This window comes from Erythrobacter sp. 3-20A1M (assembly GCF_018636735.1).
Taxonomy (GTDB): domain Bacteria; phylum Pseudomonadota; class Alphaproteobacteria; order Sphingomonadales; family Sphingomonadaceae; genus Alteriqipengyuania.
In genome coordinates, this window is sequence record NZ_CP045200.1 from 1,349,431 (window position 1) to 1,375,138 (window position 25,708).

General features: G+C 66.2%; 25 protein-coding genes. 12 read left to right on the plus strand and 13 right to left on the minus strand.

What is annotated here, in order from left to right; genetic code table 11:
- Positions 1-19: 19 nt before the first annotated feature.
- Both F7D01_RS06645 and F7D01_RS06650 read right to left on the minus strand, forming a co-directional pair.
- Entirely contained in the window at positions 20-862 is an 843-nt protein-coding gene (locus F7D01_RS06645; RefSeq protein WP_215229405.1) for a DUF815 domain-containing protein, read from the minus strand.
- Positions 859-2,607 carry an acyl-CoA dehydrogenase gene (locus F7D01_RS06650; RefSeq protein WP_215229406.1) on the minus strand — a complete coding sequence of 583 codons (1,749 nt, stop codon included), beginning with the start codon at positions 2,605-2,607 and terminating at the stop codon, positions 859-861. The genes F7D01_RS06645 and F7D01_RS06650 overlap by 4 nt, the downstream gene beginning before the upstream one ends.
- 47 nt (positions 2,608-2,654) lie before the next feature.
- Here F7D01_RS06650 and F7D01_RS06655 point away from each other — a divergent pair, with 47 nt between their 5' ends.
- A complete protein-coding gene (locus tag F7D01_RS06655; protein ID WP_215229407.1) occupies positions 2,655-3,641 on the plus strand; it encodes an L-threonylcarbamoyladenylate synthase in 987 nt (328 codons plus the stop codon).
- On the opposite strand, the gene F7D01_RS06660 is transcribed toward F7D01_RS06655, so the two are convergent.
- The 6 genes from F7D01_RS06660 to F7D01_RS06685 all read right to left on the minus strand — a co-directional run bounded on the left by F7D01_RS06660 (position 3,626) and on the right by F7D01_RS06685 (position 9,000).
- Positions 3,626-3,952, minus strand: a complete 327-nt coding sequence (locus F7D01_RS06660) for a hypothetical protein (protein WP_215229408.1) — start codon at positions 3,950-3,952, stop codon at positions 3,626-3,628. The two genes, F7D01_RS06655 and F7D01_RS06660, sit on opposite strands and share 16 nt — an antisense overlap.
- A gap of 52 nt (positions 3,953-4,004) precedes the next feature.
- Positions 4,005-4,874, minus strand: coding sequence for a head GIN domain-containing protein (locus F7D01_RS06665; protein ID WP_251567135.1), 870 nt, complete (start codon positions 4,872-4,874; stop codon positions 4,005-4,007).
- Positions 4,875-4,995: 121 nt separating this feature from the next.
- The gene (locus F7D01_RS06670; RefSeq protein WP_215229409.1) at positions 4,996-5,532 is read right to left on the minus strand and encodes a CarD family transcriptional regulator; all 537 of its coding nucleotides are present in this window, start codon (positions 5,530-5,532) and stop codon (positions 4,996-4,998) included.
- A 258-nt stretch (positions 5,533-5,790) separates the two neighbouring features.
- Entirely contained in the window at positions 5,791-6,129 is a 339-nt protein-coding gene (gene fdxA, locus F7D01_RS06675; protein ID WP_215229410.1) for a ferredoxin FdxA, read from the minus strand.
- Positions 6,126-6,437 (minus strand): S4 domain-containing protein, encoded by a 312-nt coding sequence (locus F7D01_RS06680; protein ID WP_215229411.1) that lies wholly within the window; start codon positions 6,435-6,437, stop codon positions 6,126-6,128. The genes fdxA and F7D01_RS06680 overlap by 4 nt, the downstream gene beginning before the upstream one ends.
- 16 nt (positions 6,438-6,453) lie before the next feature.
- On the minus strand, positions 6,454-9,000 hold the full coding sequence (locus F7D01_RS06685; protein ID WP_251567138.1) for a DEAD/DEAH box helicase: 2,547 nt from the start codon (positions 8,998-9,000) through the stop codon (positions 6,454-6,456).
- Positions 9,001-9,192: 192 nt separating this feature from the next.
- Between F7D01_RS06685 and F7D01_RS06690 the strand changes: the two genes are divergently transcribed.
- From F7D01_RS06690 to F7D01_RS06715, 6 genes are read left to right on the plus strand one after another with little or no spacing between them, the layout of a single operon-like run.
- Entirely contained in the window at positions 9,193-10,785 is a 1,593-nt protein-coding gene (locus tag F7D01_RS06690; protein WP_251567140.1) for a M23 family metallopeptidase, read from the plus strand.
- A gap of 47 nt (positions 10,786-10,832) precedes the next feature.
- Complete coding sequence (gene hemB / locus F7D01_RS06695; protein WP_215229412.1) at positions 10,833-11,828, plus strand: porphobilinogen synthase; 996 nt, start codon at positions 10,833-10,835, stop codon at positions 11,826-11,828.
- The gene (locus F7D01_RS06700) at positions 11,821-12,384 is read left to right on the plus strand and encodes a GNAT family N-acetyltransferase (RefSeq protein ID WP_215229413.1); all 564 of its coding nucleotides are present in this window, start codon (positions 11,821-11,823) and stop codon (positions 12,382-12,384) included. The genes hemB and F7D01_RS06700 overlap by 8 nt, the downstream gene beginning before the upstream one ends.
- Complete coding sequence (locus F7D01_RS06705) at positions 12,377-12,937, plus strand: GNAT family N-acetyltransferase (RefSeq protein WP_215229414.1); 561 nt, start codon at positions 12,377-12,379, stop codon at positions 12,935-12,937. Before F7D01_RS06700 ends, F7D01_RS06705 begins: the two co-directional genes overlap by 8 nt.
- The gene (locus F7D01_RS06710) at positions 12,934-13,509 is read left to right on the plus strand and encodes a gamma carbonic anhydrase family protein (protein ID WP_215229415.1); all 576 of its coding nucleotides are present in this window, start codon (positions 12,934-12,936) and stop codon (positions 13,507-13,509) included. The genes F7D01_RS06705 and F7D01_RS06710 overlap by 4 nt, the downstream gene beginning before the upstream one ends.
- A complete protein-coding gene (locus F7D01_RS06715) occupies positions 13,496-13,774 on the plus strand; it encodes a DUF167 domain-containing protein (protein ID WP_215229416.1) in 279 nt (92 codons plus the stop codon). Before F7D01_RS06710 ends, F7D01_RS06715 begins: the two co-directional genes overlap by 14 nt.
- On the opposite strand, the gene F7D01_RS06720 is transcribed toward F7D01_RS06715, so the two are convergent.
- The 5 genes from F7D01_RS06720 to F7D01_RS06740 form a co-directional block, all read right to left on the minus strand.
- Complete coding sequence (locus tag F7D01_RS06720) at positions 13,771-14,412, minus strand: YoaK family protein (protein WP_215229417.1); 642 nt, start codon at positions 14,410-14,412, stop codon at positions 13,771-13,773. The genes F7D01_RS06715 and F7D01_RS06720 overlap by 4 nt on opposite strands.
- 30 nt (positions 14,413-14,442) lie before the next feature.
- Complete coding sequence (locus tag F7D01_RS06725; protein WP_215229418.1) at positions 14,443-16,050, minus strand: cisplatin damage response ATP-dependent DNA ligase; 1,608 nt, start codon at positions 16,048-16,050, stop codon at positions 14,443-14,445.
- 3 nt (positions 16,051-16,053) lie between these two features.
- Complete coding sequence (locus F7D01_RS06730) at positions 16,054-17,061, minus strand: ligase-associated DNA damage response exonuclease (RefSeq protein ID WP_215229419.1); 1,008 nt, start codon at positions 17,059-17,061, stop codon at positions 16,054-16,056.
- A gap of 75 nt (positions 17,062-17,136) precedes the next feature.
- On the minus strand, positions 17,137-19,509 hold the full coding sequence (gene clpA / locus F7D01_RS06735) for an ATP-dependent Clp protease ATP-binding subunit ClpA (protein ID WP_215229420.1): 2,373 nt from the start codon (positions 19,507-19,509) through the stop codon (positions 17,137-17,139).
- A 147-nt stretch (positions 19,510-19,656) separates the two neighbouring features.
- Positions 19,657-19,860 carry a DUF1192 domain-containing protein gene (locus tag F7D01_RS06740; protein WP_215229421.1) on the minus strand — a complete coding sequence of 68 codons (204 nt, stop codon included), beginning with the start codon at positions 19,858-19,860 and terminating at the stop codon, positions 19,657-19,659.
- An 85-nt stretch (positions 19,861-19,945) separates the two neighbouring features.
- Here F7D01_RS06740 and F7D01_RS06745 point away from each other — a divergent pair, with 85 nt between their 5' ends.
- From F7D01_RS06745 to F7D01_RS06765, 5 genes are all read left to right on the plus strand, one after another.
- Complete coding sequence (locus tag F7D01_RS06745; protein WP_371819695.1) at positions 19,946-20,977, plus strand: NAD(P)H-quinone oxidoreductase; 1,032 nt, start codon at positions 19,946-19,948, stop codon at positions 20,975-20,977.
- Between the two features lie 138 nt (positions 20,978-21,115).
- On the plus strand, positions 21,116-22,045 hold the full coding sequence (locus tag F7D01_RS06750) for a UDP-2,3-diacylglucosamine diphosphatase (protein WP_215229422.1): 930 nt from the start codon (positions 21,116-21,118) through the stop codon (positions 22,043-22,045).
- A gap of 14 nt (positions 22,046-22,059) precedes the next feature.
- On the plus strand, positions 22,060-23,124 hold the full coding sequence (locus tag F7D01_RS06755) for a glycosyltransferase family 1 protein (protein ID WP_215229706.1): 1,065 nt from the start codon (positions 22,060-22,062) through the stop codon (positions 23,122-23,124).
- Between the two features lie 108 nt (positions 23,125-23,232).
- Entirely contained in the window at positions 23,233-23,964 is a 732-nt protein-coding gene (locus F7D01_RS06760; RefSeq protein ID WP_215229423.1) for a DUF1013 domain-containing protein, read from the plus strand.
- 63 nt (positions 23,965-24,027) lie between these two features.
- The gene (locus tag F7D01_RS06765) at positions 24,028-25,704 is read left to right on the plus strand and encodes a long-chain fatty acid--CoA ligase (RefSeq protein ID WP_215229424.1); all 1,677 of its coding nucleotides are present in this window, start codon (positions 24,028-24,030) and stop codon (positions 25,702-25,704) included.
- Positions 25,705-25,708 lie beyond the last annotated feature (4 nt).

The following is a 25,708-nucleotide window of genomic DNA, read 5'->3' on the forward strand; positions in this document are numbered from 1 at the left end:
TCGGCTAGGGGCTCCCGCCTTAGCCCAGGGCGCGCCCGGCGCGGCCGGCCAGTTCGGTCACATAATGCCACGCCGTCCGCCCGGATCGGGCACCCCGGCGCCGTGCCCATTCCAGCGCATCGGCCTCGTCCCAGTCCAGGCCCAGCGGATCGGCATAGGCGGCGACGATGGCGAGGTAATCGTCCTGCGACGCGGCGTGAAACCCCACCGACAGGCCGAAACGGTCCGCCAGTGCCAGCCGGTCGTCGACCACGTCGCGCCGATTGATGGGATCGTCCTGTTCCGCCATGTCGCGGGCCACGATGGCCCGGCGGTTCGATGTGACCGCCAGGCGGACATTGCCCGGCCGCGCCTCTACGCCGCCCTCCAGCCAGCTGCGCAGATGCCGCGCGTCGGCGGAGCCTCCCTCGTCGAAAGCGAGGTCGTCGATGAAGACCAGGAAGGCGCGATCGATGCGCGCCAGTTCGGCGAACAGGTCGGGCAGGGTTGCCAGCGCGTCGGTCCCAACCTGTACCAGCGCGATGCGCCCGGGATCGGCCTTCGCCGCGTCGATCACTGCCGCGCGCAACAGTGCCGATTTGCCCATGCCGCGTGCACCCCACAGCAGCATGTCGTGCGCGGCAGCCCCTTGGGCCATGCGGCGGACATTGGCGACCACCGTCTCCTTCTGCCGGTCGATGGCCCGCAACTGATCGAGAGTTGGAGCCTGAAGCGCCGGCACGCCGCGCGCACCCGATCCGGTCCAGACATAGGCGGGTGCATCGGTCCAGTCGGGTCTCTCACCCCGCACCTGAGCCGTCATCGCTTCCAGAGCATCGGCGATTCGAGACAGCGCCGCGGCATGATCGGTCTGTGCGCTCATCCCGCCAGCGCGGCCGCTTCGAGCGTATAGAGCGAGTCCGCACCGGCGGTGGCGCTGGCGCGAAGCCCCGCGGCCTCAGGCACGATCCGGTCGAGGAAGAACCGGACGACGGCGCGTTTGTGCAGTGCTTGCGGGGTTTCCTCCCCATCCAGCGCGCGGAGCTGCACCAGCAATTGCCAACCGGCCACGGCGACTGCGCTCATGGTGGTGAAGGGCACGCTCCCCGCCAGCCGGTCGTCGAGGCTTGCGCGATCGCGCATCCATTCCGCGACCCCGGCGCAGGCACAGGCGAGCTCGGCCAGCGCCCCTTCCTCGCTACATTCGCGCGCGATGTCCGCGAACAGCGCCAGTACGGCCTCGCCGTTCTCGATCCCCAGTTTGCGGGTGACGAAGTCCGCCGCCTGGATGCCGTTGGTGCCTTCGTAGATCGGAGCGATGCGCGCGTCGCGATAATGCTGGGCCGCGCCGGTTTCTTCGACAAAGCCCATGCCTCCATGGACTTGTACCCCCAAACTTGCGACTTCGACGCCGATGTCGGTGCCCCATGCCTTCAATATCGGCACCAGCACTTCCGCGCGCATTTTCGCCTCGGTCTGGCCCAAAGTGCCGCGATCGACCTGGCCCGCGGTATAATAGAGGAGCGCCCGCGCACCATGCGTCAGCGCCATCATGCGCAGCAGCATGCGGCGCACGTCGGGGTGCTCGGCAATGGTGACCGGGGTACGGTCGCTTGCCCCCGCACGGGCCGACTGCACGCGATCTGCGGCATAGGCCAGCGCCTGCTGTGTCGCGCGTTCGCCGATCTGCACACCCTGGTTGCCGACATTGATCCGCGCATTGTTCATCATCGTGAACATCGCCGCGAGCCCGCGATTCTCCTCGCCCACGATCTCGCCGATGCACTCGTCGTTGTCGCCATAGCTCATCACACAGGTGGGCGAGGCATTGATGCCCAGCTTGTGCTCGAGGCTGACGGGGCGGAGGTCGTTGTGCGGGCCGAGCGAGCCGTCGGCGTTCACATGATATTTCGGCACCACGAACAGCGATATGCCGCGGCTTCCCTCGGGCGCACCGGGCAGGCGCGCGAGGACGAGGTGGACGATGTTCTCCGCCAGCTCGTGATCGCCCCAGGTGATATAGATCTTCTGCCCCTTGATCCGGTACTTCCCGGCATGTTCGCCGCCGAATTCGTCGGGTCCGATGGGCTCGGCCGTGGTGCGCAGCGCGCCCACATCGCTGCCCGCCTGCGGTTCGGTCAGGTTCATCGTGCCCGACCATGCGCCGCTGACAAGCTTTTCGAGATAGCGGGCCTTTTGCGCGTCACTGCCGTGGTGCGCCAACGCCTCGATCGCGCCGACCGACAGGATCGGTAGCAGGGTAAAGGCCATGTTCGCCGCGCCGAGATTTTCCAGAACGTTGCAGGCGAGGGTGAAGGGCAGGCCCTGGCCGCCGAATTCTTCCGGCCCGGAAATCGCATTCCAGCCCTGCTCGACATAATGCGCATAGGCATCTGAATAGCCATCGGGCAGGCGAACCTTGCCGTTCTCCAGCTTCGCGCCTTCCAGATCGCCGATCCGGTTGAGCGGAGCCCATTCGCCGGCCGCGAACTCCCCTACACCGGTCACGATCGCTTCGACCAGATCCGGCTCCGCCGCGGCGAAGCGCTCGGTCTCCGCCAGTTCCGCGATCCCTGCATTGGCACGGATGGCGAGCAGCTGGTCGGCGGTGGGCGGGGTGAAGTCCATCGGCAATTCCTCTTGGCTTGGCACGTCTGCGAATATAGCGCGGCGGCATGGGCGGCAAGAACGCTACGGAAACGCTTTCGGCGGACGACGCGGGTATCACCCGCGCGGTTGAGGTGCTGCGCGATAGGGGGCTGGTCGCGGTCCCGACCGAGACGGTGTACGGCCTCGCTGCGCGCGCCGACAGCGACGCGGCGGTTGCGCGGATCTACGCCGCGAAAGGGCGACCAAGCTTCAATCCGCTGATCGTCCATGTCCGCGACGAGGCGCAGGCGCGCGATTATGCCGAATTCGTCGCCGACGCGGACCTCGTCAGCGACATCATGTGGCCCGGACCGCTGACGCTGGTGCTACCGCGCCGGCCGGATGCGGGACTGGCCGCAGCCGTCACGGCGGAACTCGACACGGTCGCCTTGCGCTGCCCCGACCATCCGGTGATGCGCGCGCTGCTGGCGCAGTGCGACTTTCCGCTCGCAGCCCCGTCGGCGAATCGCAGCGGGTTTATCAGCCCCACCACGGCGGAGCATGTCGTGGCCTCGCTCGGCGGACGGATCGATCTGGTTCTTGATGCGGGGCCATGCCGGGCGGGGGTCGAATCGACCATCATGGCGATCCGCGAGGATGGGCGGTGGGAGGAACTGCGCGCCGGCCCGGTGGACCTGCAGGCGCTGCACGATCACTATTACGAAGACACCGGGAAACTGCGCCCTGTTACGCGAGGTGGCGGGACTATCGAGTCCCCGGGACAGCTTGCCAGCCATTACGCGCCCGGCAAGCCCGTGCGGCTGAACGCCGAAAAAGTCGCGCCAGACGAGTTTTTCATCGGTTTCGGCGCGATAGAGGGGCAGTGCAACCTGTCCGCAGCAGGCGACCTCGCCGAGGCCGCTTCGCGGCTCTACGCGTGTCTCTACCATGGCGCGCACAGCGACTGCCCGCGAATTGCGGTCGCACCGATACCGAATCGCGGGATCGGCCGCGCGATCAACGACCGTTTGCGCCGCGCGGCTGCGCCGGTGGAAACTCAATCCGGTTCGTAAGGTACGGTCGGACGCAGTTCCTCTATTTCGGCATAGAGACGCCGCGCGTCTTCGCATGCTTCGCGCGAGCCGCGCTCGCATTTCTCGCGCCGCTTGTCGTATTCGCGCTCGAGCTTGCCGAGCCGTTCCTGGCGCTTGCGCAACTCGCGCCCGCGTTTCTCGTCCGCTTCGGCCTGGCTGGTGGTGACCATGTCGACCGCTCCGCTGGCCGCACGGACAGGCAGGGTGGCCACGTCCACCAAAGTCTTCGCAACGCAGCCACCGAGGGCGACCGGGGCAAGCAGGATCAGCAAGGACAGACGAGGATGCATGGCTACTCCGGGTGACCGGTTCGCTTGTGCCCTATCGCGTCTTGCGGATGGATTAATTTTCGCTCGGTGTCGGCGGAGCAGGTGCTTCGGGAGCGGTCGCAGAGGAAGGGGTGTCGGGCCCGCGCGGCGCGTTGGGGGCATCGGGTGCAGCTGGAGCGGCAGGTGCCTCACCGGTCTTCGTTCGCGTGCCGCCCGAGCAATTGAGAGAGCCAGATCCCATCGCCTTGATCGTGCAGGTCGCATTGCCCGCGACGTCGACCGTGCCCGATCCGACTATTGTCGCCTCGACGCGGCCGTCGGACGCGAATGCGGCATTGCCCGACCCGGCGATGGTGACTTCGGCGCGATCGACCTGGAGCCCCCGCATGTCCGCTTCTCCCGAGCCGGCGATCGTCAGCTCCAGTGTTTCCGCCGTGCCCGAAGCGACGAGCTTTCCGGCACCCCCGACGGTAACCGAGAGCTGCGTGGCCGAGAGTGTTTTGACGGTGGCGGTGCCGCTACCTGCAATGACGATGCCCGCATTCTGCGCCATACCGGGCAATTCGAGCGTGCCCGATCCAGCGACGACGGCGGATTGCGGGTTGGGCATCGTGACGCGAACGGTGGAGGAAGCATCGGTCCAGCCGCCTTGCGACTTGCGCATGATGCCCAGTGTCCCGTTCTTGAGCGAGAAGCGCAGCTCATCCTTGGCGGTGCCATCACCATCGACGGTAATAGCCAACTTCTCACCCGGGTTCACGATGACCGTGTCCGGCCCGGCGAGAACGATTTTGCTGGGGACTTCACCCGTCATATCCAGCTCGGCCAGCGGCATGCCATCCTCGCCGTTGATATTCATGTTCGCCTGTCCGCATGCGGTCAGCAGCGGCGCGGCGGCCAAGAAAAGTGCCGGCGCGAGTGTCCTTAGAGCCGATTTGAGCATGGAAACCTCCTTCTCGAAGCTGTATTACAGGAGTAATACGCTTCGGTCCGCCGCGCAAGCCCATACAAAAAGAGGCCGCCCGGTCGGGGCGGCCTTCTCGATACGAACTAAGCGGGGCGCGTCAGGCGTCTTCGCTGTTCTCGTAATATTGCGGCGCATGCTCGCGCAGGATGTCGAGGATCTTCTCGAGCGCCGCCGGCTCGTCGGTCTTTTCCATCGCGGCAAGTTCGCGCGCCAGGCGGCTGGAAGCCGCTTCGAAAATCTGCCGCTCGGAATAGCTCTGTTCGGGCTGGTCGTCGGGGCGGAACAGGTCGCGCGTCACCTCGGCGATGGACACGAGATCGCCGGAGTTGATCTTGGCTTCGTATTCCTGCGCACGACGGCTCCACATGGTACGCTTGACCTTGGGCTTGCCCTTCAGGGTCTCCATCGCTTCCTTCAGCGTCTTGTCGCTGGAAAGCTTGCGCATGCCGATCGATTCGATCTTGTTCATCGGAACGCGCAGCGTCATGCGTTCCTTCTCGAAACGGAGCACGTAGAGCTCCAGCTGCATCCCTGCGATTTCTTCGTTCTGCAATTCGATCACACGGCCCACGCCGTGCTTCGGGTAAACGACATAGTCACCGACATCGAACGCCGGAGCCTTGCTGGCTGCCATCAGTGAAGTCCTTTCCAATCGGCGGGAAGCTTCGGGCGGGACGCGCGAACCCTTCCCCAATGCGAGCCCGGGGATGGGTCATTTCGTCACCTGCAAAAAGCGATTGCCGCCTGTCCAGATCAGGCCGGGCGCGAATCCGGCCCGGTTGTTGCATTATATAACACGAACGCAACAAAGTTTCCACCCTCGCACGCCGTGCGGGGTGTCATGCGTGCAAGGCGCTCCATTCCTGCGCTGGCACCGTGCGCCAGGACGGCGTCAGTCGCCTTCGCCGGGGTCTGCGGTGAAGTACTTCTCGTACTTGTCTTCCTCGCCCTTATGCTCGTCGGCATCCTCGGGCGGGTCCTTCTGCTGCGTGATGTTGGGCCACGCGGCCGAGTACTTGGTATTGAGCTCGAGCCATTTCTCGAGCCCGTCCTCGGTATCGGGCAGGATGGCTTCCGCCGGGCATTCCGGTTCGCACACGCCGCAGTCGATGCACTCGCTGGGGTTGATCACCAGCATCGTCTCGCCTTCGTAGAAGCAGTCGACGGGGCACACCTCCACGCAGTCGGTGTATTTGCATTTGATGCAAGCGTCGGTGACGACGTAGGTCATTCGGGTACGTCCCTCTCGGATGGCTGGTATGCACCGGGTGCTATGGCTTTTTCGCCAGCCGGGTCAAGCATACGGTAGCAGCTTTGCGCGTGGGCCGCCGGGCCGCGCCGGTCGGGAAGTGTGAGGATTTCCAGCACGACGACCGATTTTCCCCTCGGCATGACCAGCACGTCTCCCACCCCTATTTCCCGAGTGGCACGCACCACGCGTTCGCCGTTGAGGCGCAGATGGCCTTCTTCGGCCATGCGGCGGGCGGTCGAGCGAGTCTTCGCAAGGCGCAGGCGGCACAGCGCAAGGTCGATGCGCACGGACGGCCGGTGCTCGCTAGCGGACCAGGTTGGCCAGTGCGGCGAACGCGTTGCCGGGCGCGGGTTCGCTATCCGGCTGTTTTCCGCGCGGCTTGCCCCGGCGCTCGTTCCGCCCATCGCGCTGCGGCGCGTTCCCGTAACGGGGCGAGCGCCAGTGCCACCGATCGGGCGCGGGCGGACCGTAGGCCCCCCCTGCCAGAGCCTTCGCCTGCTGTGCGCGAAACCCGGCGGCGCCGAGCAGGCGAGTGAAGCTTCCGGCCGTAAGTCCGGTCGAGATCGCGAGCGACGGGTCGATCACCACCTTGCGCTGATCTTTTGCCTGGGCGCGGGCCTGGTGCGCGGCGCGCAGCAGCTTTTCCGCGACATCGACGCGGATCGCCTGATCGCCGGCCGGGCGATAACCGGACGGGAGGGTCTTCGCATCGGGGAGGACCGAGCGCATCGCCTCCTCCAGCGGTCGCCGGTCGAGGCCGCTCGCTTGGAAGGCGGCGCGTGCGGCAGGCTTGAGCAAAGCAGGTACGAACACGTCGAGGGCACCGAACACCACCCCCAGTTTGCGCAGATAGGGACGCATCTCCTTGGGTAGGTGCTGGATGCCCGCATTCTCGCGCGCGACGTAGCCGTGCCCCGCGATAAGATTGAGAAGCAACGCGCGCGCCTGCGAGCCTGCATCCGGATCGTTCGCGGCGATCTGCAGCCGAGCCAAGGGTTCGAGCGGTTGGAGCCGCCCTTCCGCCCAAACAGTCAACGCGGCCAGGAAGTCAGCGCGTTCACCGTCCGGCAACGCCGAAAGTTCCCGTGCCGGTTCAAGTCGCGGCTCCAGCACATGCGCGCCGAAATCCAGCCGCGCCAGCTCGTGTCCGCCCCACACGATCGCCCCCCGTTCCATGACCACCCCGTCGAAGCCCCCCGTGCGCAGAGCCGCGGCGCGTTCGCCCAAGATTTTTGGTAAGGCCTTCTCGCCCGCTGCGAGCAACATGCGGTGGTCGCTCGCCTTGGCGCTGGCATCAACGGCGAAGCGAAAGCCGGTAACGGTGCCGATGGCTTCGTCCTCGACGCGCAAGGTGCCATCTTCGTCGAGCGTGACCGGCAGAAGGTTCGGATCGGTTCCCATGCTGCGCATCAATACAGCGGTTCGCCGATTTACGAAACGCTCCGTCAATCGCGCATGCAGCGCATCGGACAGGCGGGCCTCCGCTGCGCGTGCGCGGGCCGCCATTTCGTCGCGCGCGAGGACCCAGTCGGGCCGTTGGCAGATATAGGCCCAGCTGCGGATCGCCGCGATCTTGCCCTGCAACGTGGCGATGTCGCCCGTCGTCGTGTCGAGCTCAGCGATACGCGCGGCAACGTAATCCGCGCCGAGATAGCCCTCGCGCAAATCCTGCCACAGCCGCGCGACGAAGCGGGCATGGGTATCGACGCCGGACTGGCGGAAATCGGGCAGCGAGCAGGCTTCCCAGAACCGGCGCACCGACCCCGCGCCCCGTATGCTGTCGGCAAACGGCTCGTCGGCCAGCTTCTTGAGCACGGCGAGGTCGATCGCTTCGGGCGCGGCTGCGAGCTCCGGCTCGTCCGGGCGCGCCTCCAGATCGCCGATCAGCGTGGCGAGATTGTCGAAGCGCGGCTCGGCTTCGCGCCAGAACAGCCTGGTCAGGGGGGCGAAGCGGTGCTCCTCGATCGCGTAGATCTCTTCCTCGGTGAATTCGAGCGCCGAAGAGGCATCGTTTCCGCGCCCGCCGGCGAGCGTCCCGAATGTGCCGTCGCGCTGGTGCCGACCGGCGCGGCCCGCGATCTGCGCCATCTCCGCCGGGATCAGCCGCCGCATGCGCGATCCGTCGAACTTGGTGAGCGCGGCGAAGGCGACATGCGTGAGGTCGAGATTGAGGCCCATGCCGATCGCGTCGGTGGCGACGATGTAGTCGACCTCGCCAGACTGGAACAGCTCGACCTGGCGGTTGCGCGTTTCCGGGCTCAGCGCGCCCATCACCACGGCAGCGCCGCCGCGAAATCGTCGCAGCATTTCCGCCGCGGTATAGACCGCCTCCGCGCTGAAGGCGACGATCGCGCTACGGGGCGGCAGGCGCGAGAGCTTGCGCGGTCCGATATGGCTGAGTGTGGAGAAACGCGGCCGTTCGATCACTTCGGCACGTGGGATCAGCGATTTCAATACCGGCTCCAGCGTCGCTGCGCCCAGCAGCATTGTCTCTTCGCGCCCCCGAGCATGGAGCAGCCGGTCGGTGAAGATATGCCCGCGCTCCGGATCGGCGGCGAGTTGCGCCTCGTCCAGTGCGACGAAGGCGCGGCCGCCGCCGTCCCTCGGCATGGCTTCCGCCGTGCAGCACAGATAGCGGGCATCGGGCGGTTCGATCCGCTCTTCCCCAGTGATCAGCGCGACCTGTTTCTCGCCTTTGATCGCAACGACCCGGTCATAGACCTCGCGCGCCAGCAGACGCAGGGGGAAACCCATCGCCCCGCTCGAATGCGCGCACATGCGCTCGATCGCGAGATGCGTCTTCCCGGTATTGGTCGGCCCGAGTACCGCCTTGATGGCGCCTTCGCTCACCGCTCGAAGGTGGCAGCGTGTGCTGCCTATCGCAAGCGCCCTATGAGTGTTCCCACCTTCTGCCGCAGCTGCGACTCGGCTTGTCGTGGCTTAGCGCGGGATTAACTTTAATCCGGCATGCCGCCCAGCTAGAGCGCCGCGCGGACAGGAAGGATCGCGCAAATACCCGCGGACCAACCTTCAGGAGAGGGCGTGCACTACACCCGGATCGATAACGATGGCGCTGGATCGCTGGGTACGGGGGTGCCGGGCGCATCCTTGCGCGCGGCGTTCCGCCGCCGTCCGGGTCCGGGGGATCGGTGGGAACACTGGCGCCTGTCGCTCGAACAACGATTCGATGCGATCGACTGGGCACCCGACCTGGCGGAGAATATCGGCAGCCGTCGCTGGTTTCGCGGTCTAGCCACCTGGCTCGGCCTGTCGGCCGCCGCGATCGCTCTCTGGCCCAGCTTCGGCGCGATCGCGGTCGCCCCGGCGATGGCCATGGATGGCGATACGCGCACCGAATTCCGCAGCCAGACGATCATGCCGCTGGCGCTCGGGTCCGACAGCGGCAGCCGCATGGGGCCGACCGCTCAGGTGCGCCCGCTCGCCGCCACGCCGGAGCGCCCGACGATCCAGCTGGTCGCCACCCTTTCGCGCGGCGACAGTTTCGCGCGCATGCTCCAGCGCGCCGGGTTGGGCGATGGCGAAGCTGCAAGGGTCGCCGCCATGGTAGGCGATGCGGTGCCGCTTTCCGACATCCAACCGGGCACGCAGGTCGACATCACGCTCGGCCGCCGCGCCGCGCCGGGCGGACCGAGAATGCTGGAAGCGCTCGATCTGCGCGCCCGCTTCGACCTCGCGCTGTCCGTTGCGCGCCGCGCCGGCGGTCGCCTTGCACTCGAACGTCATCCGATCCGCGTCGACGAGACGCCCCTGCGCATTCGGGGCACGATCGGCGACAGCTTCTATCGCTCTGCGCGCGCCGCCGGCGCACCGCCCGGGGCGGTCCAGGAATGGCTGCGCGCGATGAACGAGCAGGACGCGCTCGACCGCAAGATGCGGAGCGGCGACACGTTCGATCTGGTCGTGTCGTACAAGCGCGCCGCAACCGGGGAGCACGAAACCGGCAAGCTGCTCTACGCGGCGGTGGAGCGCGACGGTAAGCCGACCGCGCAGCTGGTCCGCTGGGGTAAGGACGGCCGTTTCTACGAGGCGTCCGGCGTGGGCGAGCAGCGCAGCGGGCTAATGAAACCCGTCAATGCCCCTGTTGGCTCGGGCTTCGGAATGCGCCGCCATCCGATCCTGGGTTACAAGCGGATGCATTCCGGGCTCGATTACCGCGCGCATTACGGTGAACCGATTCATGCGGTCAGCGACGGTCGCGTGCTGTCCGCGGGGCGCGCAGGTGGCTGCGGCAATGCGGTGAAGATCCAGCACAATGGCAGCCTCGCCACCCGCTACTGCCACATGAGCCGCATGGCCGTACGCGCCGGGCAAAGCGTGCGGAGGGGGCAGGTGATCGGCTATGTCGGCTCCACCGGCCTCTCAACCGGGCCGCATCTGCATTTCGAAATGTATCGCAACGGGCGCCCGGTGAACCCGGCTTCGGTTACCTACACCACGCGCGCGCTGCTTGCCGGGGCGGAGCTGCAGCGTTTCAAGGCGAAGATCGCGGACTATCGCGAGATCGCGCCCGGATCCGCGCTCTCCGATCTGGCCCCCGCACCCAGCGAACGCGCCGAGCCGGAGCGGGAGATCGACAAGCTGGCCACCACGCAGACGCGCCAGATCGGCGGCTGAGCCGGACCGCTTGCCATCGCCGGCGTTTGGGGCGACACGCTGTGCGCATGACCGCATCCTATCCCAATCTACGCCTTCGCCGGACCCGTGCCCACGGGTGGAGCCGCGCGATGTTCCGCGAAACCGTCATGACGCCGGCCGACCTGATCTGGCCGCTCTTCATCATAGAGGGACAGGGCGAGGAGCAGCCTGTCGCCAGCCTCCCGGGCGTCTCGCGCTGGTCGGTCGACGGCATCGTCGCGCGGGCGAAGGAAGCGGTGGAGCTGGGCATACCGTGCATCGCACTGTTCCCGAACACGCCAGGCGAGAAGCGAAGCGAGGACGGGGCGGAAGCCTATAATCCCGACAATCTCATGTGCCGCGCGATCCGCGCAATCCGCCATGCGTGTGGCAGCGATATCGGCATTCTGACCGACGTCGCGCTCGATCCCTATACCAGCCACGGGCAGGACGGATTGCTAGACGACAGCGGCTACGTCACCAATGACGACACCGTCGCCGTGCTGGTCGATCAGGCGGTGACGCAGGCGGAGGCGGGGGCGGACATCATCGCCCCGTCGGACATGATGGACGGGCGAGTCCACGCAATCCGCCGCGCGCTCGAGATGAACGGGCATGCGAATGTTCAGATCATGGCCTATGCCGCGAAATATGCGAGCGCGTTCTACGGCCCGTTTCGCGACGCGGTAGGCAGCGGGGGCCTGCTGAAGGGCGACAAGAAAACCTACCAGATGGACCCGGCAAACGGCGACGAGGCATTGCGCGAGATCGCGCTGGACATCGCGGAAGGTGCGGACAGCGTGATGGTGAAGCCCGGCCTCGCCTATCTCGATATCATCTGGCGCGCGAAGGAGCGGTTCGGCGTGCCGGTGTTCGCCTATCAGGTGAGCGGCGAATATGCGCTGATCGAGGCGGGTGCCGCCGCCGGGGTCGCTGCGCGCGAAGCGCTGGTGATGGAGAAGCTCACCGCCTTCAAGCGCGCGGGCTGCAGCGGCGTACTTACCTACCATGCCCCACTCGCGGCGCGGCTGCTGAATGGCTGAATTCCGCCTCGAGACCGACCGGTTGGCGCTACGCGACTGGCGTGAACAGGACTGGCCGCGTTTCTTCGCGGGCACCAATACTCCGGCCGTGATGCGCTGGCTGGGTGGAACGCTCGACGACGAAGGGCAGATGAGGCAGCGCGAACGGGTGGAGGCCTGCCACGAACGCAACGGTTTCTGCTTCTGGGCCGTCGAGCGCCGCGACGATGGCGAACTGCTCGGGTTCTGCGGCCTGAAGCGCGCCGATGCACCTGGCAGCACCGTGACCGGCGAATTCGAGGTCGGATGGCGCTTTCGCGAGGATGCGTGGGGACAGGGTTATGCCAAGGAAGCCGCCGTCGCCGCGATCTCGGCCGGGTTCGAGCGCTTCGGCGCGGACGAGATCGTCGCGCTGACGGTCGCGGGCAATTCGCCGAGCTGGGGGTTGATGGAGCGGCTGGGAATGACCCGGCGGCCCGAGCTCGATTATGCCGATGGCCGCTACGATCCGCCGTGGCGCGACACCATCGTCTATTCCATCGCGGCGGAGGAATGGCGCGCGGGCGAGCATGGCTGATATCGTGATCGAAACCGATCGGCTGCTGCTGCGCCGGATCGCGGAGGGGGATGCCGAACTACAGTATCGTCTGCTCAACTCGCCCGTTCTCATGGAGCATCTCGGTGGGCCGAAGGAGTTGCACGAGATCGAGGCGAAGCATGCGAACAGCATGGCTCTTTTCGCGCGACACAGCTTCGGCTGGATGATGATGATGGAAAAGGCCACAGGCGATTGCGTGGGCCACTGCGGTATGAAGCTGGTCGACAACGATCTGGCGAAAAACCCCGGCGATCACGAGATCGGCTGGATCGTGCGCGAGGATCGCTGGCGGCGCGGCTATGCGCTGGAAGCCGTAGCAACGCTCATCGATTGGGCCTTCGCCCGTCACGATATCCCACACGTGGTCGCGATGACGGGCGAACGCAACGAACCCAGCTGGCGACTGATGGAGCGGCTGGGAATGCAACGGCGCGAGGATCTCGATTTCGACGACCCCGCCTACCCGCCCGAGGATCGCCGCACGATCATCTATGCGGTGAGCGCCGAACAATGGCAGGAGAAACAGGAATGACCGACCGACCCGGCGTGACCATCCTCTCGATCCACGGGAAGACACCGCGGATTCACGACAGCGCCTTCATCGCGCCCGGTTGCCGTATCATCGGCGATGTCGAGATCGGGGCGGGCAGTTCGATCTGGTACAATTGCGTGCTGCGCGCCGATGTCAGCCGGATCGTGATCGGGAAGCGGACCAATGTGCAGGATGGCAGCGTCCTCCACTGCGACGGGCCGAGCCCGGGGCATCCCGACGGCTGTGCGCTGATCATCGGCGACGACGTGCTGATCGGGCACATGGCGATGATACATGGCTGCCGGATCGAGGATCGCGGCTTCGTGGGGCTGGGTGCGATCGCGATGAACGATGCCCTGATCGCGAGCGATTCGATGCTCGGGGCCGGCGCGATGCTGACCGAGGGGAAGAAGATGGGCCAGCGCGAGCTGTGGGTCGGACGACCGGCAAAGAAGGTGCGCGAGTTGCCAGACAAGGCCATCGCCGGCATGAAACTGGGCGTCGCACACTACGCCGAGAACGCGAAGCACCATGCGGCGGCCATCGCCGAGAGCGGGAATGGCCCGGCCTAAAGCCGACCTGCCCCCGGGGGATTCGATCCGCTCGCTGATCGACGAACGCGGGCGGTTGCCGATCCGGGTCACGCCGGGTGCTCGGTCCGAAGGGCTCGTGATCGGCGAGGGGCGGTTGCTGGTAAAGGTACGCGCCCGTCCGCAGGAGGGGGCGGCCAACGCCGCCGTCACGTGGCTGGTGGCGAAGGCATTGGGTGTGGCACCGACGCGCGTCACGTTGATACGGGGCGCGACCGCCCCGGAAAAGCTGCTCGAGATTTCCTAGCCCGGGCGGCGCTGGATCGCCATTGCGGCCACGAACAGCGCCGCCGCCAGAGCGGTCACGACGGCGGGAGCCACCAGCCGACCCGTGCCATGCAGTAACGCGCCGCAAGTCGCACCAACTGCAAGCGCGAGCCACAACCGCCCGTAGCCGCGGGACGCCTCACGGTCGCGGCCCCCGATCCGCGCGGCGAGGCCTTGGCCGAACCGGACCAGCGCTCCGGTCATGTAGGTCACGCCGACAGTCACCTGTCCATCGCGGGTGAAGACGTTGTTCGCGATTCCCATCGCTACCGCCGATAGGCACAGATAACCGGGGGCGAATCCCGCGGCGAGAGCCAAGAAGGCGAGTGCCAGACCGGTGGCGACCAGCCCCAGCAGAGGTGCCTTGTGCCGCCCGCTCCATCGCCAGGCCAGCATCGCCCCCATCGCGACACCGAGAACGAATGCGGCGATGATTGCCAGCGGGAGCAGCGCGAGCAAGGGCTCACGCGCCAGATGCACCGCCATGCGGGTGGTGTTGCCCGACATGAAGGAAGTGAAATAGCCGCCGCCGGTCAGGAAACCGCTGGCATCCACCATCCCTGCGAGAAAGGCGATGCCCAGCGCGAGCGCCTGCCTGCCGGGATCGTACCGCTGCATGCCACCTTCATGCCGCGTGGCGGCGGTCCGTCAATCCCTCACCAGCGACCGCAGCGCCTCGATCCGGTCGGCTTCGTGCACCGGCTTATCCCAGCGGATGCGGTGAATGCGGGGGAAGCGCATGGCGAGGCCCGACTTGTGGCGCTTCGATTCGTGCACCGAATCGAACGCTACTTCGAACACCAGCGACTTGTCGGTTTCGCGCACCGGACCGAAGCGGTTGACGGTGTTGCGGCGCACATGCCGGTCCAGCTTCTTCAGCTCGTCGTCCGTGAAGCCGGAATAGGCCTTGCCCACGGGTAGCAGCTCCGCGCCCTGGTCGGGATCGCCGTCCCAGCAGCCGAAGGTGTAGTCGGAGTAGAAGCTCGATCGTTTGCCGCTACCGCGCTGGGCGTACATCAGCACGCAATCGATCAGCAGCGGGTCGCGCTTCCATTTGTACCACAGCCCGGTCTTGCGCCCCGCGACATAGGGGCTGTCGCGGCGCTTCAGCATCAGCCCCTCGATCGCATCGTCGCGCGCACCCTCTCGGATTTCGCCCAGATGCGTGAAGTCGCTCGCCTCGACCACGCGGGAGAGATCGAAGTGGCTCTCGGGCAGCTCGCCCATCAGCGCCTCCAGCCTGACGCGCCGCTCCGCCCATGGCAGCGCGCGCAGGTCTTCGCCCCGCCACAGCAGCACATCGTACAGGCGCACGAAGGCCGGGCTCTCGCGCAGCATCTTTGGCGTCACGGTCTTGCGCCCCAGCCGCTGCTGCAAGGCGTTGAAGCTGGCCGCGCCGCCCTGCGTTCGCTCGTTCGCTGCGCCGCCCTGTGCCTCACCGCGAACCAACAATTCGCCATCGAGCACGCCGGGGATCTGGAACGCCTCGACCATTTCCGGGAAGGTAGCAGAGATGTCATCGCCCGAGCGAGAAAAGACCCGCGTCTCGTCACCGGCGTGGACCAGTTGCACGCGGATGCCGTCCCATTTCCACTCCGCGACGTAGTCTTCCAGATCGATCACCGTCTCTTCCAGCGGATGGGCGAGCATGAAGGGGCGGAAGGTCGGCAGATTCTCGGTATCGGGCGGGTCCTCGCCATCCGCGGCCCAGGCGAACAGTTCGGGATAGGGGGGTGTGAGGCCGTGCCAATATTCCTCGACGTCTTCGATCGTTACGTCGAACGCCTGCGCGAAGGCGACCTTCGCCAGCCGGCTCGACACCCCGATCCGCATCGCTCCGGTGGCGAGTTTGAGCAGCGCGTAGCGGCCTGACGGGTCTAGCCGGTCGAGCAGCTTCGGCAGCTCTTCGAACACCGTCTTGCGGTTCATCGCCGATAGCAGCGCGACCGTTTCGCTGACTGTAGGCGGCGAGGGCGGGTGCTCTGGTTGCGGCCACAGCAGGCTGGCGGTTTCCGCCGTATCGCCCACGAAATCGCGGCTGAGCGACCACAGCACCGGGTCGATCCGGTCCTTCATCGTGTTGCGGATGGTGGAGCTCTTGACCGCCGGAAAGTCGAGCCCATCGGATAGCGCCGCCAATGCCCAGCCGCGATCCGGGTCGGGTGTCGCGCGCAGATATTCCGCGATCAGCCGGAGTTTCTCATTACGGCTGCGGGTGAATACCAGCGCGTCGATCAGGGCGGCGAATTCTTCCACGCCCTAGTCGTCCTCGTCCTCATACCCGACCATCGCCAAGGCACGCGCGCGGCGCTGGTGGAGCTGGCACCAGCGTAGCAGCGCTTCCTCGCGGCCATGCGTAATCCATGTTTCGGCGGCGTCGACCTCCTGGATTGTGCGGGTCAGCTCGCCCCAATCGGCATGGTCCGAGATGATGAGCGGCAGCTCGACGTTCCTTTGCCGGGCGCGCTGACGAACCCGCATCCAGCCGCTGGCCATCGCGGTGATGGGATCGGGCAGGCGGCGGCTCCAGCGATCATTCAACGCGGATGGCGGACAGACGACGATGCTGCCGCGCATGTCATCTTTCGAATGGTCCGAAACCAGGCGCAGTTCGCCCAGATCGACCCCGTGCTCTTCGTAGAGGCGGCACATCTTCTCCATCGCGCCGTGGAGGTAGATCGGTTGCATGTGCCCCGCGGCGCGCAGTTCGGCGATCACCCGTTGCGCCTTGCCCAAGGCATATGCGCCGACGAGCACGCAGCTGTCGGGATACGCCGCCAGCCGGTCGAGCAGCTTCGTCATCTCTTCCGCGATCGGCGGGTGGGTGAAGACCGGCAGGCCGAAGGTCGCCTCTGTGATGAAGATGTCGCACGGCGTCACCTGGAAGGGTGGGCAGGTGGGATCCGCGCGGCGTTTGTAATCGCCGGTAACGACGACCCGCTCGTCCGCGTGCTCGAGCAGAATCTGTGCGCTGCCGAGCACATGCCCGGCCGGGATGTAGGTCGCATCGACGCCGCCCGGCAGCCGGATCGTCTCGCCATATTCCACCGGCTGCGCCCCGTCCGAAGTCGCGTAGCGCAACTTCATGATGTCGAGCGTTGCGGGCGTCGCGATCGTTTCGCCATGCCCGCCGCGCGCGTGATCGGCATGGCCATGGGTCACCAATGCGCGGTCGACTGCCCGAGCCGGGTCGATCCACGCATCGGCGGGGACGACGTGGATGCCCCACGGTTCGGGCCGGATCCAGGAGAGGGGCGCGGTGGACATCGTGCCGATTCAAGCAAACGGGGCGCGAACCGTTCCCGGTCCGCGCCCCCGCTCATGTTCGATCCAATCGGGGGATCACTCCTCCCCGCTGCCCTCGGGCTCGCTTTCGTCCGCGGGCTTCGCTTCCTTCGCGACCGGCTTCTTCTTCGCCGGCGGTTTGCGCTTGGCCTTTGGCGGGGCCGGGGTCAGCTCGAAGCTCGGCTTGCCGTCCTTGATGCTGACATGCACTTCGCCGCCATCGGCCAGCTTGCCGAACAGCAGCTCCTCGGCCAGCGGCTGCTTGATCCGCTCCTGCAGCAGACGACCCATGGGGCGTGCGCCGTAGAGGCGATCGTAGCCCTTGTCGCCCAGCCACTCGCGCGCTTCCTTGTCGAACTGGATGTCGACATTCTGCTCCGCGAGCTGGAGTTCGAGCTGCAGGATGAACTTGTCGACAACACGGCCCACCGTGTCCTTGCCGAGATAGCCGAACGGCACGATCGCATCGAGGCGGTTGCGGAATTCGGGGGTGAACATGCGCTTCACCGCCTCCTCGCTCGCATCCTCCTTGCTGACATCGCCGAAGCCGATGCCCTGGCGCGCCATGTCGGCGGCGCCAGCATTGGTGGTCATGATCAGCACCACGTTGCGGAAATCGACCGTCTTGCCGTGATGGTCGGTCAGGCGGCCGTTATCCATCACCTGCAACAGGATGTTGAACAGGTCGGGATGCGCCTTCTCGATCTCGTCGAGCAGCAGCACGCAATGCGGGTTCTGGTCGACCGCATCGGTCAGCAGCCCACCCTGGTCGTAGCCGACATAGCCCGGAGGCGCGCCGATCAGCCGGGAAACGCTGTGGCGTTCCATGTATTCGGACATGTCGAACCGCTTGAGCTCGATCCCCATGATGCTGGCGAGCTGGCGCGCGACCTCTGTCTTGCCGACGCCGGTGGGGCCGCTGAACAGGAACGAGCCGATCGGCTTGTCCGGATCGCGAAGCCCTGCGCGGCTCAGCTTCATCGCGGTCGACAGCTTCTTCACCGCCGCGTCCTGGCCGAACACGACATGCTTCAGATCGCGTTCGAGATTCTCCAGCGCACGCTTGTCGTCCTTCGACACCGATTTGGGGGGGATGCGCGCCATGGTCGCGATCACCGCCTCGATCTCCTTCGACGTGATCTTCTTCTTCCGGCGGCTGGGCGCGACCAGCATCTGCATCGCGCCGACCTCGTCCACCACGTCGATCGCCTTGTCGGGCAGCTTGCGGTCGTTGATATAACGGCTCGACAGCTCGACCGCGGTCTTCAGCGCATCGGCAGTGTATTTCACCTTGTGGTGATCCTCGAAAGCGCTCTTCAGCCCCTTCAGGATCTTGATCGTGTCCTCGATCGTCGGTTCGTTCACGTCGATCTTCTGGAAGCGGCGCAGCAGCGCGCGATCCTTCTCGAAATGGTTGCGGAACTCCTTGTAGGTGGTCGACCCGATGCAGCGGATCGTGCCGCCGGACAGCGCGGGCTTGAGCAGATTGGACGCGTCCATCGCCCCGCCGCTGGTCGCGCCGGCCCCGATCACCGTGTGAATCTCGTCGATGAACAGGATCGCGTGCGGCAGCTTTTCCAGCTCGGATACGACCTGCTTGAGCCGTTCCTCGAAATCGCCGCGATAGCGTGTGCCGGCGAGCAGCGCGCCCATGTCGAGCGAATAGATCACCGCCTCTTCCAGCACCTCGGGAACGTCCTTCTCGACGATCTTGCGCGCGAGGCCTTCGGCGATGGCGGTCTTCCCGACGCCCGGATCGCCAACATAGAGCGGGTTGTTCTTGCTGCGGCGGCACAGGATCTGCACCGTGCGGTCGACCTCGGGTCCGCGCCCGATCAGGGGATCGACCTTGCCCGCCTTCGCCTTCGCATTGAGGTCGACCGTAAATTGGTCGAGCGCCGTTTCCTTCTTGTTGCCCGTAGCGCCGTCGGCCTTTTCCTCGGCTGCGTCTTCTTCCGATCCTTGCGGATTGCGGCTTTCGATCTGGCGCCCGCCCTTGCCGATGCCGTGGCTGATAAAGCTCACCGCATCGAGCCGGCTCATGTCCTGTTGCTGCAGGAAATAGACCGCGTAGCTGTCGCGTTCGGAGAACAGCGCGACCAGCACGTTGGCACCGGTGACGCTATCCTTGTCGCTCGACTGGACGTGCAGGATGGCGCGCTGGATCACGCGCTGGAACCCGGCCGTTGGCTGCGGTTCGCCCGCCTCGTCGGGACGCAGCGACTGATATTCCTGGTCGAGATAGGTCTGCACGACCGCGGCCAGTTCGGCGAGGTCGACCCCGCATGCGCCCATCACTTCCGCTGCATCCTCGTCGGCGATCAGGGCGAGCAGCAGGTGTTCGAGCGTTGCGTATTCGTGACGCCGCTCGCGCGCACTGTCGATCGCGGCATGGAGGGTTCTTTCGAGGTTCTGGGCGAAGCTAGGCATGTAATGATGTGTCCCGAAGTGGCGGTCCCGCTATCGTTAAGTTGCATGCTGCAGCATGAATGCGGGCTGAGGAAACTGGCGAATGGTGTCCATCGCCTTGCGTGGAATATGGGGAGCCGCCGGTCGCGTGTGAAGACCGGGGCGCGATCACGAACCGCCCTTGCCGAACAGGGCGTCCGCCGCCGCGCGGTGGCTGGCGGCACGGTCGCGATGGGCCGCGACCCGTGCGATCTCCGCCTCCAGCAGCGCGATCCGCTCGGTCAGTTCGTCCTGAGAATAGGGCGCAAGGTCCTCCGCAACCAGTCGGCTGGCGGCGTCGCCCCGTGGGCGCGGACGGTCGTCCTCATCCATCGAGCCGCAGTCTTCCCCGCCACCCGCTTGCTGTCAATGCCGCAGCCCTGTAGTTGCGGCGAACCGTGCGGCGCGATAAGCCGCCATGGCCACACGGGGGACCGCGATCTCTATGCCCACCGACCTGCCCGAAACCATGACCGCGATCGGCTTCGACGAGCCGGGCGGGCCGGATGTCCTTCGCCCGGAAACCGTACCGCTACCCAGCCCGGAAGCGGACGAGGTATTGGTTCGCGTGGCCTATGCCGGAGTCAACCGGCCCGATTGTATCCAGCGCGCGGGGCAATATCCGCCGCCGCCAGGCGCGTCGCCGATTCTGGGGCTGGAGATCGCCGGCGAAGTGGTCGCCGCCGCGCCGGGCGTGGGTGAAGCCATGGTGGGGCAGACGGTCTGCGCGCTCGCGCCGGGGGGCGGCTATGCCGAATACTGCGTGGTGCCGGCGGGCCATTGCCTGCCCGTACCCGAAGGGATGGACCTTAAAAACGCAGCGGCGATCCCCGAGACGCTGTTCACCGTATGGCACAACGTGTTCGAGCGTGGCTCGGCATGCGACGGGGAGACGCTGCTGATCCATGGCGGCACCAGCGGCATCGGCACGATGGCGACGATGCTGGGCAAGGCGTTCGGCCTGACCGTGATCGTGACCTGCGGCGACGACGCGAAATGCGCCGAGGCGGAAAAGGTCGGCGCCGACCTCGCGATCAATTACAAGACCAGCGACTTCGTGGAAGCGGTGAAGGATTTTACCGACGGGAAGGGCGCAAACGTCGTGCTCGACATGGTTTCGGGCGATTACGTCGCGCGCAACCTGCAATGTCTGGCGGAGGACGGGAGGCATGTCACCATTGCCGTGCTTGGCGGCATGAAGGCGGAAATCAACATGGCGGTCGTGATGAGCCGGCGGCTGACACTGACCGGCTCCACCCTGCGCCCACGCTCGGACGCGTTCAAGACCGCGCTGGCGCAGGAAATCGCCGCTGAGGCATGGCCGCTGTTCGCCGACGGCACGCTGGCCCCGATCATGGACGAGACGTTCCCGCTCGCCGAAGCGGCGGTCGCGCATGCCCGGATGGAGGCAGGCGACCATATCGGCAAGATCGTGCTTGCGGTCGGCTGAGCGGGACTTTTTCGCGCGAGGGACGCGTCGCATAACCGCAATTATGTCACCGATCGGACGCCGTACCGTGAATCGGACGTAACATTACTGTGCCATCCAGCCAGAAGGAGAATTCCAATTCTGGCGGGGGGTAGCACGATGTTCGACGGCCCGATCGATCCGAAAGATGCGGCGAAACCCGGACTGGCTCCGGTGTTCGACAATATCGCCACGTTCATCCCAGCCGAGCCCAAGGTGCCCGAACCGGTCGACGGCAAGCGACGTCGCTATCGCACGATCTGGATCAGCGACGTGCACCTGGGCACCAAGGGATGCAACGCGGAGCTGCTGATCGATTTCCTCGACAGCACCGACAGCGAGACGATGTACCTCGTCGGTGACATCATCGACGGCTGGCGGCTGAAGAAGAAGGTCTATTGGCCCGCGGAGCACAACGACGTCGTGTGGCGCATCCTGAAACGGGCCAAGCGCGGCACCCGCATCGTCTACATTCCCGGCAATCACGACGAGATGGTGCGGCCCTTTTCCGGCATGCATTTCGGCGGGGTGGAGATCGCGCGCGCGGCCTTCCACACCACGGCCGACGGTCGGCGATTGATGGTGCTGCACGGCGACGAGTTCGACACCATTATGCTCGCGCACCGCTGGCTCGCCTTCGTCGGCGACGCGCTCTACACCCTGATGATGGGGCTCAACCGCTGGGTCAACATGGTGCGCCAGCGGCTCGACCTACCCTACTGGTCGCTGAGCAAGATGGCCAAGCACAAGGTCAAGAACGCGGTCGAGTTCATCTCCCATTACGAGGAGGTGGTCGCCCGTGCCGCTGGTGAGCGCGGGGTCGACGGCGTGGTATGCGGCCATATCCACACCGCCGAATTCCGCGAATTCAGCCACGACGGGCGCCGCATCGAATACTGGAACGATGGCGACTGGGTGGAAGGATGCAACGCGCTGGTCGAACATTTCGACGGGCGGATGGAAGTGCTCCACTGGCCCGACGAGATCGCGAAGCGCGAGAGCGGTGTCGCAAGCGAGGCCGGCGCCGCGACAGGCCGGGCCGCGGCGTGAACGCCCCCCTCGACATGCGGGCGCTGGAGGGGGAGGCAACCGCGCGCCGCACCCCCGCTCCGGGCGCGAGCACCATCGCCATCGTCACCGATGCGTGGTTCCCACAGGTCAACGGCGTGGTGCGCACGTTGTCGACCACGTGCGAGATGCTGCGCGCGGGCGGGCATGTGGTGCATGTGATCGCGCCCGACCGGTTCCGCTCCATTCCCTGCCCGACCTACCCCGAGATTCGGCTCGCGCTCGCTCCACCCGGCGCCATCCGGCACCGGCTTGCGGCGATCGCGCCCGATGCGATCCACATCGCGACGGAAGGGCCGCTGGGGCTGGCCGCGCGGCGCTATTGCCTAGGCGTAGGGAAGCCGTTCACTACCGCTTTCCATACCCGGTTTCCCGACTATCTCGCTCGCCGTACCGGCCTGCCTGCGGGGGCGTTCTGGCCCTACATCCGCTGGTTCCATCGACCGTCGGAAACGATCATGGTCGCGACCGAGAGCATTCGCGGCGAACTGCGCGAACAGGGGCTGACCAACCTTCACCACTGGGGCCGGGGGGTCGATACCGCCTGCTTCACTCCGGACGCCCCGCCTCCGTCCGCATTCGAAGGGCTTGAACGCCCGATCCAGCTTTACGTCGGCCGCGTGGCGGTGGAGAAGAATATCGAGGCGTTCCTCGCCAACGGCTATCCCGGCAGCAAGGTGGTGGTCGGCGAAGGCCCGGCCCGCGCCGATCTCGCCAGGCGGTTTCCCGAGGCGCATTTCCTTGGACCCAGATCCGGCCGCGAACTCGCTGGCTGCTATGCCGGGGCGGACGTGTTCGTCTTTCCCAGCCGCACCGACACCTTCGGCCTCGTCATGATAGAGGCGCTCGCCTGCGGCACCCCGGTCGCCGCCTTCCCCGTCCCCGGCCCGATGGATATCCTGACCGACGATTGCGGTGCCGTCTCGGACGATCTCGACCGCGCTATCGCGGCGGCGCTCTATTGCGACCGGAGCCGGTGCGCGGCCTATGGGGAGACCTTCGGCTGGGACGCGGCGACGGCGCAATTCGTCGAAGGACTTGCGATCCAGGCGCACCCCTGAGGTCTCGCGGCCCGAGCGGGGCTTGCCGCAGGCGGTCCGCTCGCCTAAGTGTGAGGGTGCAACGGCCGCTCCGAAAGGGGCGGCCCTTCTATTTTCAAGAGGTGCCCGATGGCCGACCAACCCAAACCGCTGATGCCGCACGCGACCGCCACCTGGCTGGTCGACAACACCGGCCTGTCCTTCGAACAGATCGCCGAATTCTGCGGGCTCCATATCCTCGAAGTGCAGGCGATGGCGGACGATCTGGCGGGTAGCAAGTATACCGGCCGCGATCCCGTGCACGCGGGCGAGCTGACGCAGGAAGAGATCGAGAAGGGGCAGAAAGACAGCTCCTATTCGCTCAAGATGCACAAGGCCCCGGTCGAAGTCACGCGGACCAAGGGACCGCGCTACACCCCGGTGTCGAAGCGGCAGGACAAGCCCGACGGCATCGCCTGGATTCTTCGCAATCATCCCGAGGTGACCGATGCGCAAATTGGCAAGCTGATCGGCACCACCCGCAATACCATCGGCGCGATCCGCGATCGCACCCACTGGAACATCCAGAACATCCAGCCCAAGGACCCGGTAACGCTGGGCCTGTGCTCGCAGCGCGAGCTCGACGCGGTGGTGGCGAAGGCGGCGAAGAAGGCCGGGACGACGGATGAAGGTCAACCGGTCCCCGTTGCCGATAACACCAGCGACAAGGACAAGCTGATCGCCGAACTGCGGGCCGAGCGCGAGGCGAACGAGAAGGCCGCCGCCGAAGCCGCGCAGGAAGCCGAAGCCGCCGCCTGGCTGGAAGCGAAGCGTGCCGCCGAAGCTGCCGGAACGTCCGGCGGGGGCGACGAACCAGTCTGATCCTGGCCGGGGCGGAGCGAAGCGCCCTTGCGAAGGGGCGCGGGAACGGGCATCCTTGCTTACATGGATGTCAGTAAGCTGCCCTATCACCACCCGGTCGCCTGGGATTTTCCGCTAACGCCCAAGACCTTGCCTACGCTCCTCGCCGAAGCGGTGGCGCGCGCACCCGATGCGCCATTGGTGGAATTTCTCGGGCGGCGCTTCAGCTATCGGGAAATGCACGCAGAGGCGCAGGCGTTCGCCGCGGGATTGCGGGCCCGCGGGATCGGGCGGGGCGACCGCGTCGGTCTGTTCCTGCCCAATATGCCGATCTATGTCGCGGCCTATTACGGCGCGATGATGGCCGGCGCGACGGTGGTCAATTTCTCGCCGCTCTACACGGTGGAGGAGTTGTCGCAGCAGGTTGCCGATTCGGGGACGCGCTTTCTCGTCACCGCCGATGTCGCGGCACTCTATCCCACGGCCGAGAAGGTGCTGCGCGCCTCCGCGCTAGAGGCGCTGATCGTCGGGCGGCTGGGCGATGCTCTCCCCACCCTGAAGCGCTGGGCGCTCAAGTTGCTGGGCGGCTCGAAAATCAGCAAGCCCGATTACGGCGACCGTCAGGGCCACGGCGTGTGGCGTTGGAGCGACCTGTTGACGCATGGCAATGCCGAGCCCGTGGACCTGACGCCCGACGATCTCGCTTTGCTGCAATATACCGGCGGCACGACCGGTCGGCCCAAGGGGGCGATGCTGAGCCACGCGAACCTGTCGCTGAACGCGCAGCAGGTCGATGCGATCGATCCGTTCGACGATGGCGACGACGACATCATCATGGGCGCGCTGCCGCTGTTCCACGTCTTCGCCAACACCTGCGTGCTCAACCGCACGGTGGTGCGCGGCGGATGCATCGCGATGGTCCCGCGCTTCGACGCGAAACAGGTCATCGCGACGATCCGGCGCACGCGCGCCACCGCCTTCCCCGGCGTGCCGACCATGTACCAGGCGCTGCTCGACCATGACGATTTCAGCCGGGAGGCGCTTTCCTCGCTTAAGATCTGCATCTCGGGCGGCGCGCCCCTCCCGGGGCCGTTGCGCGAGGACTTCGAGGAGCGCAGCGGGGTGCGGCTGGTCGAAGGATACGGCCTGACAGAGAGTTCAGGCGTTGTGTCGACCAATCCCTATGACGGCACGCGCAAGCCCGGCACGATCGGACAAGTGCTACCCGGCACCGAGATCCTGCTGCTCGACAAGGAAGACCCGACGGTTATCGCCGAACCTGGCGAACCGGGCGAACTGGCGATCCACGGGCCGCAGATCATGCAGGGTTACTGGAACCGGCCTGACGCGGCGAAGAACGTGTTCGTCATGCATGGCGGGCGGCACTGGCTGCGTACCGGCGATGTCGCGACGCTGGACGAGGACGGCTTCCTGAAGATCGTCGACCGGATCAAGGACATGATCGCGGTCGGCGGGTTCAAGGTCTTCCCGAGCCAGGTGGAAGAGGTGCTGCTGGAAAACGACGCGGTGAAGGAAGCGCTCGTGATCGGCGTGCCCGACGATTACCGCGGCGAGAGCCCTCGTGCCTACGTGACCTTGCGCGAAGGTGCCGATGCGACCGGCGAGACGCTGCACGACTGGTTGAATGCCCGCGTGGGCAAGCACGAGCGGGTCGATCGCGTGGTGGTGCGCGACGAGCTGCCCAAGACGATGATCGGGAAGCTCGACCGCAAGGCGCTGCGAGCCGAAGTGCTCGGCTGACCGG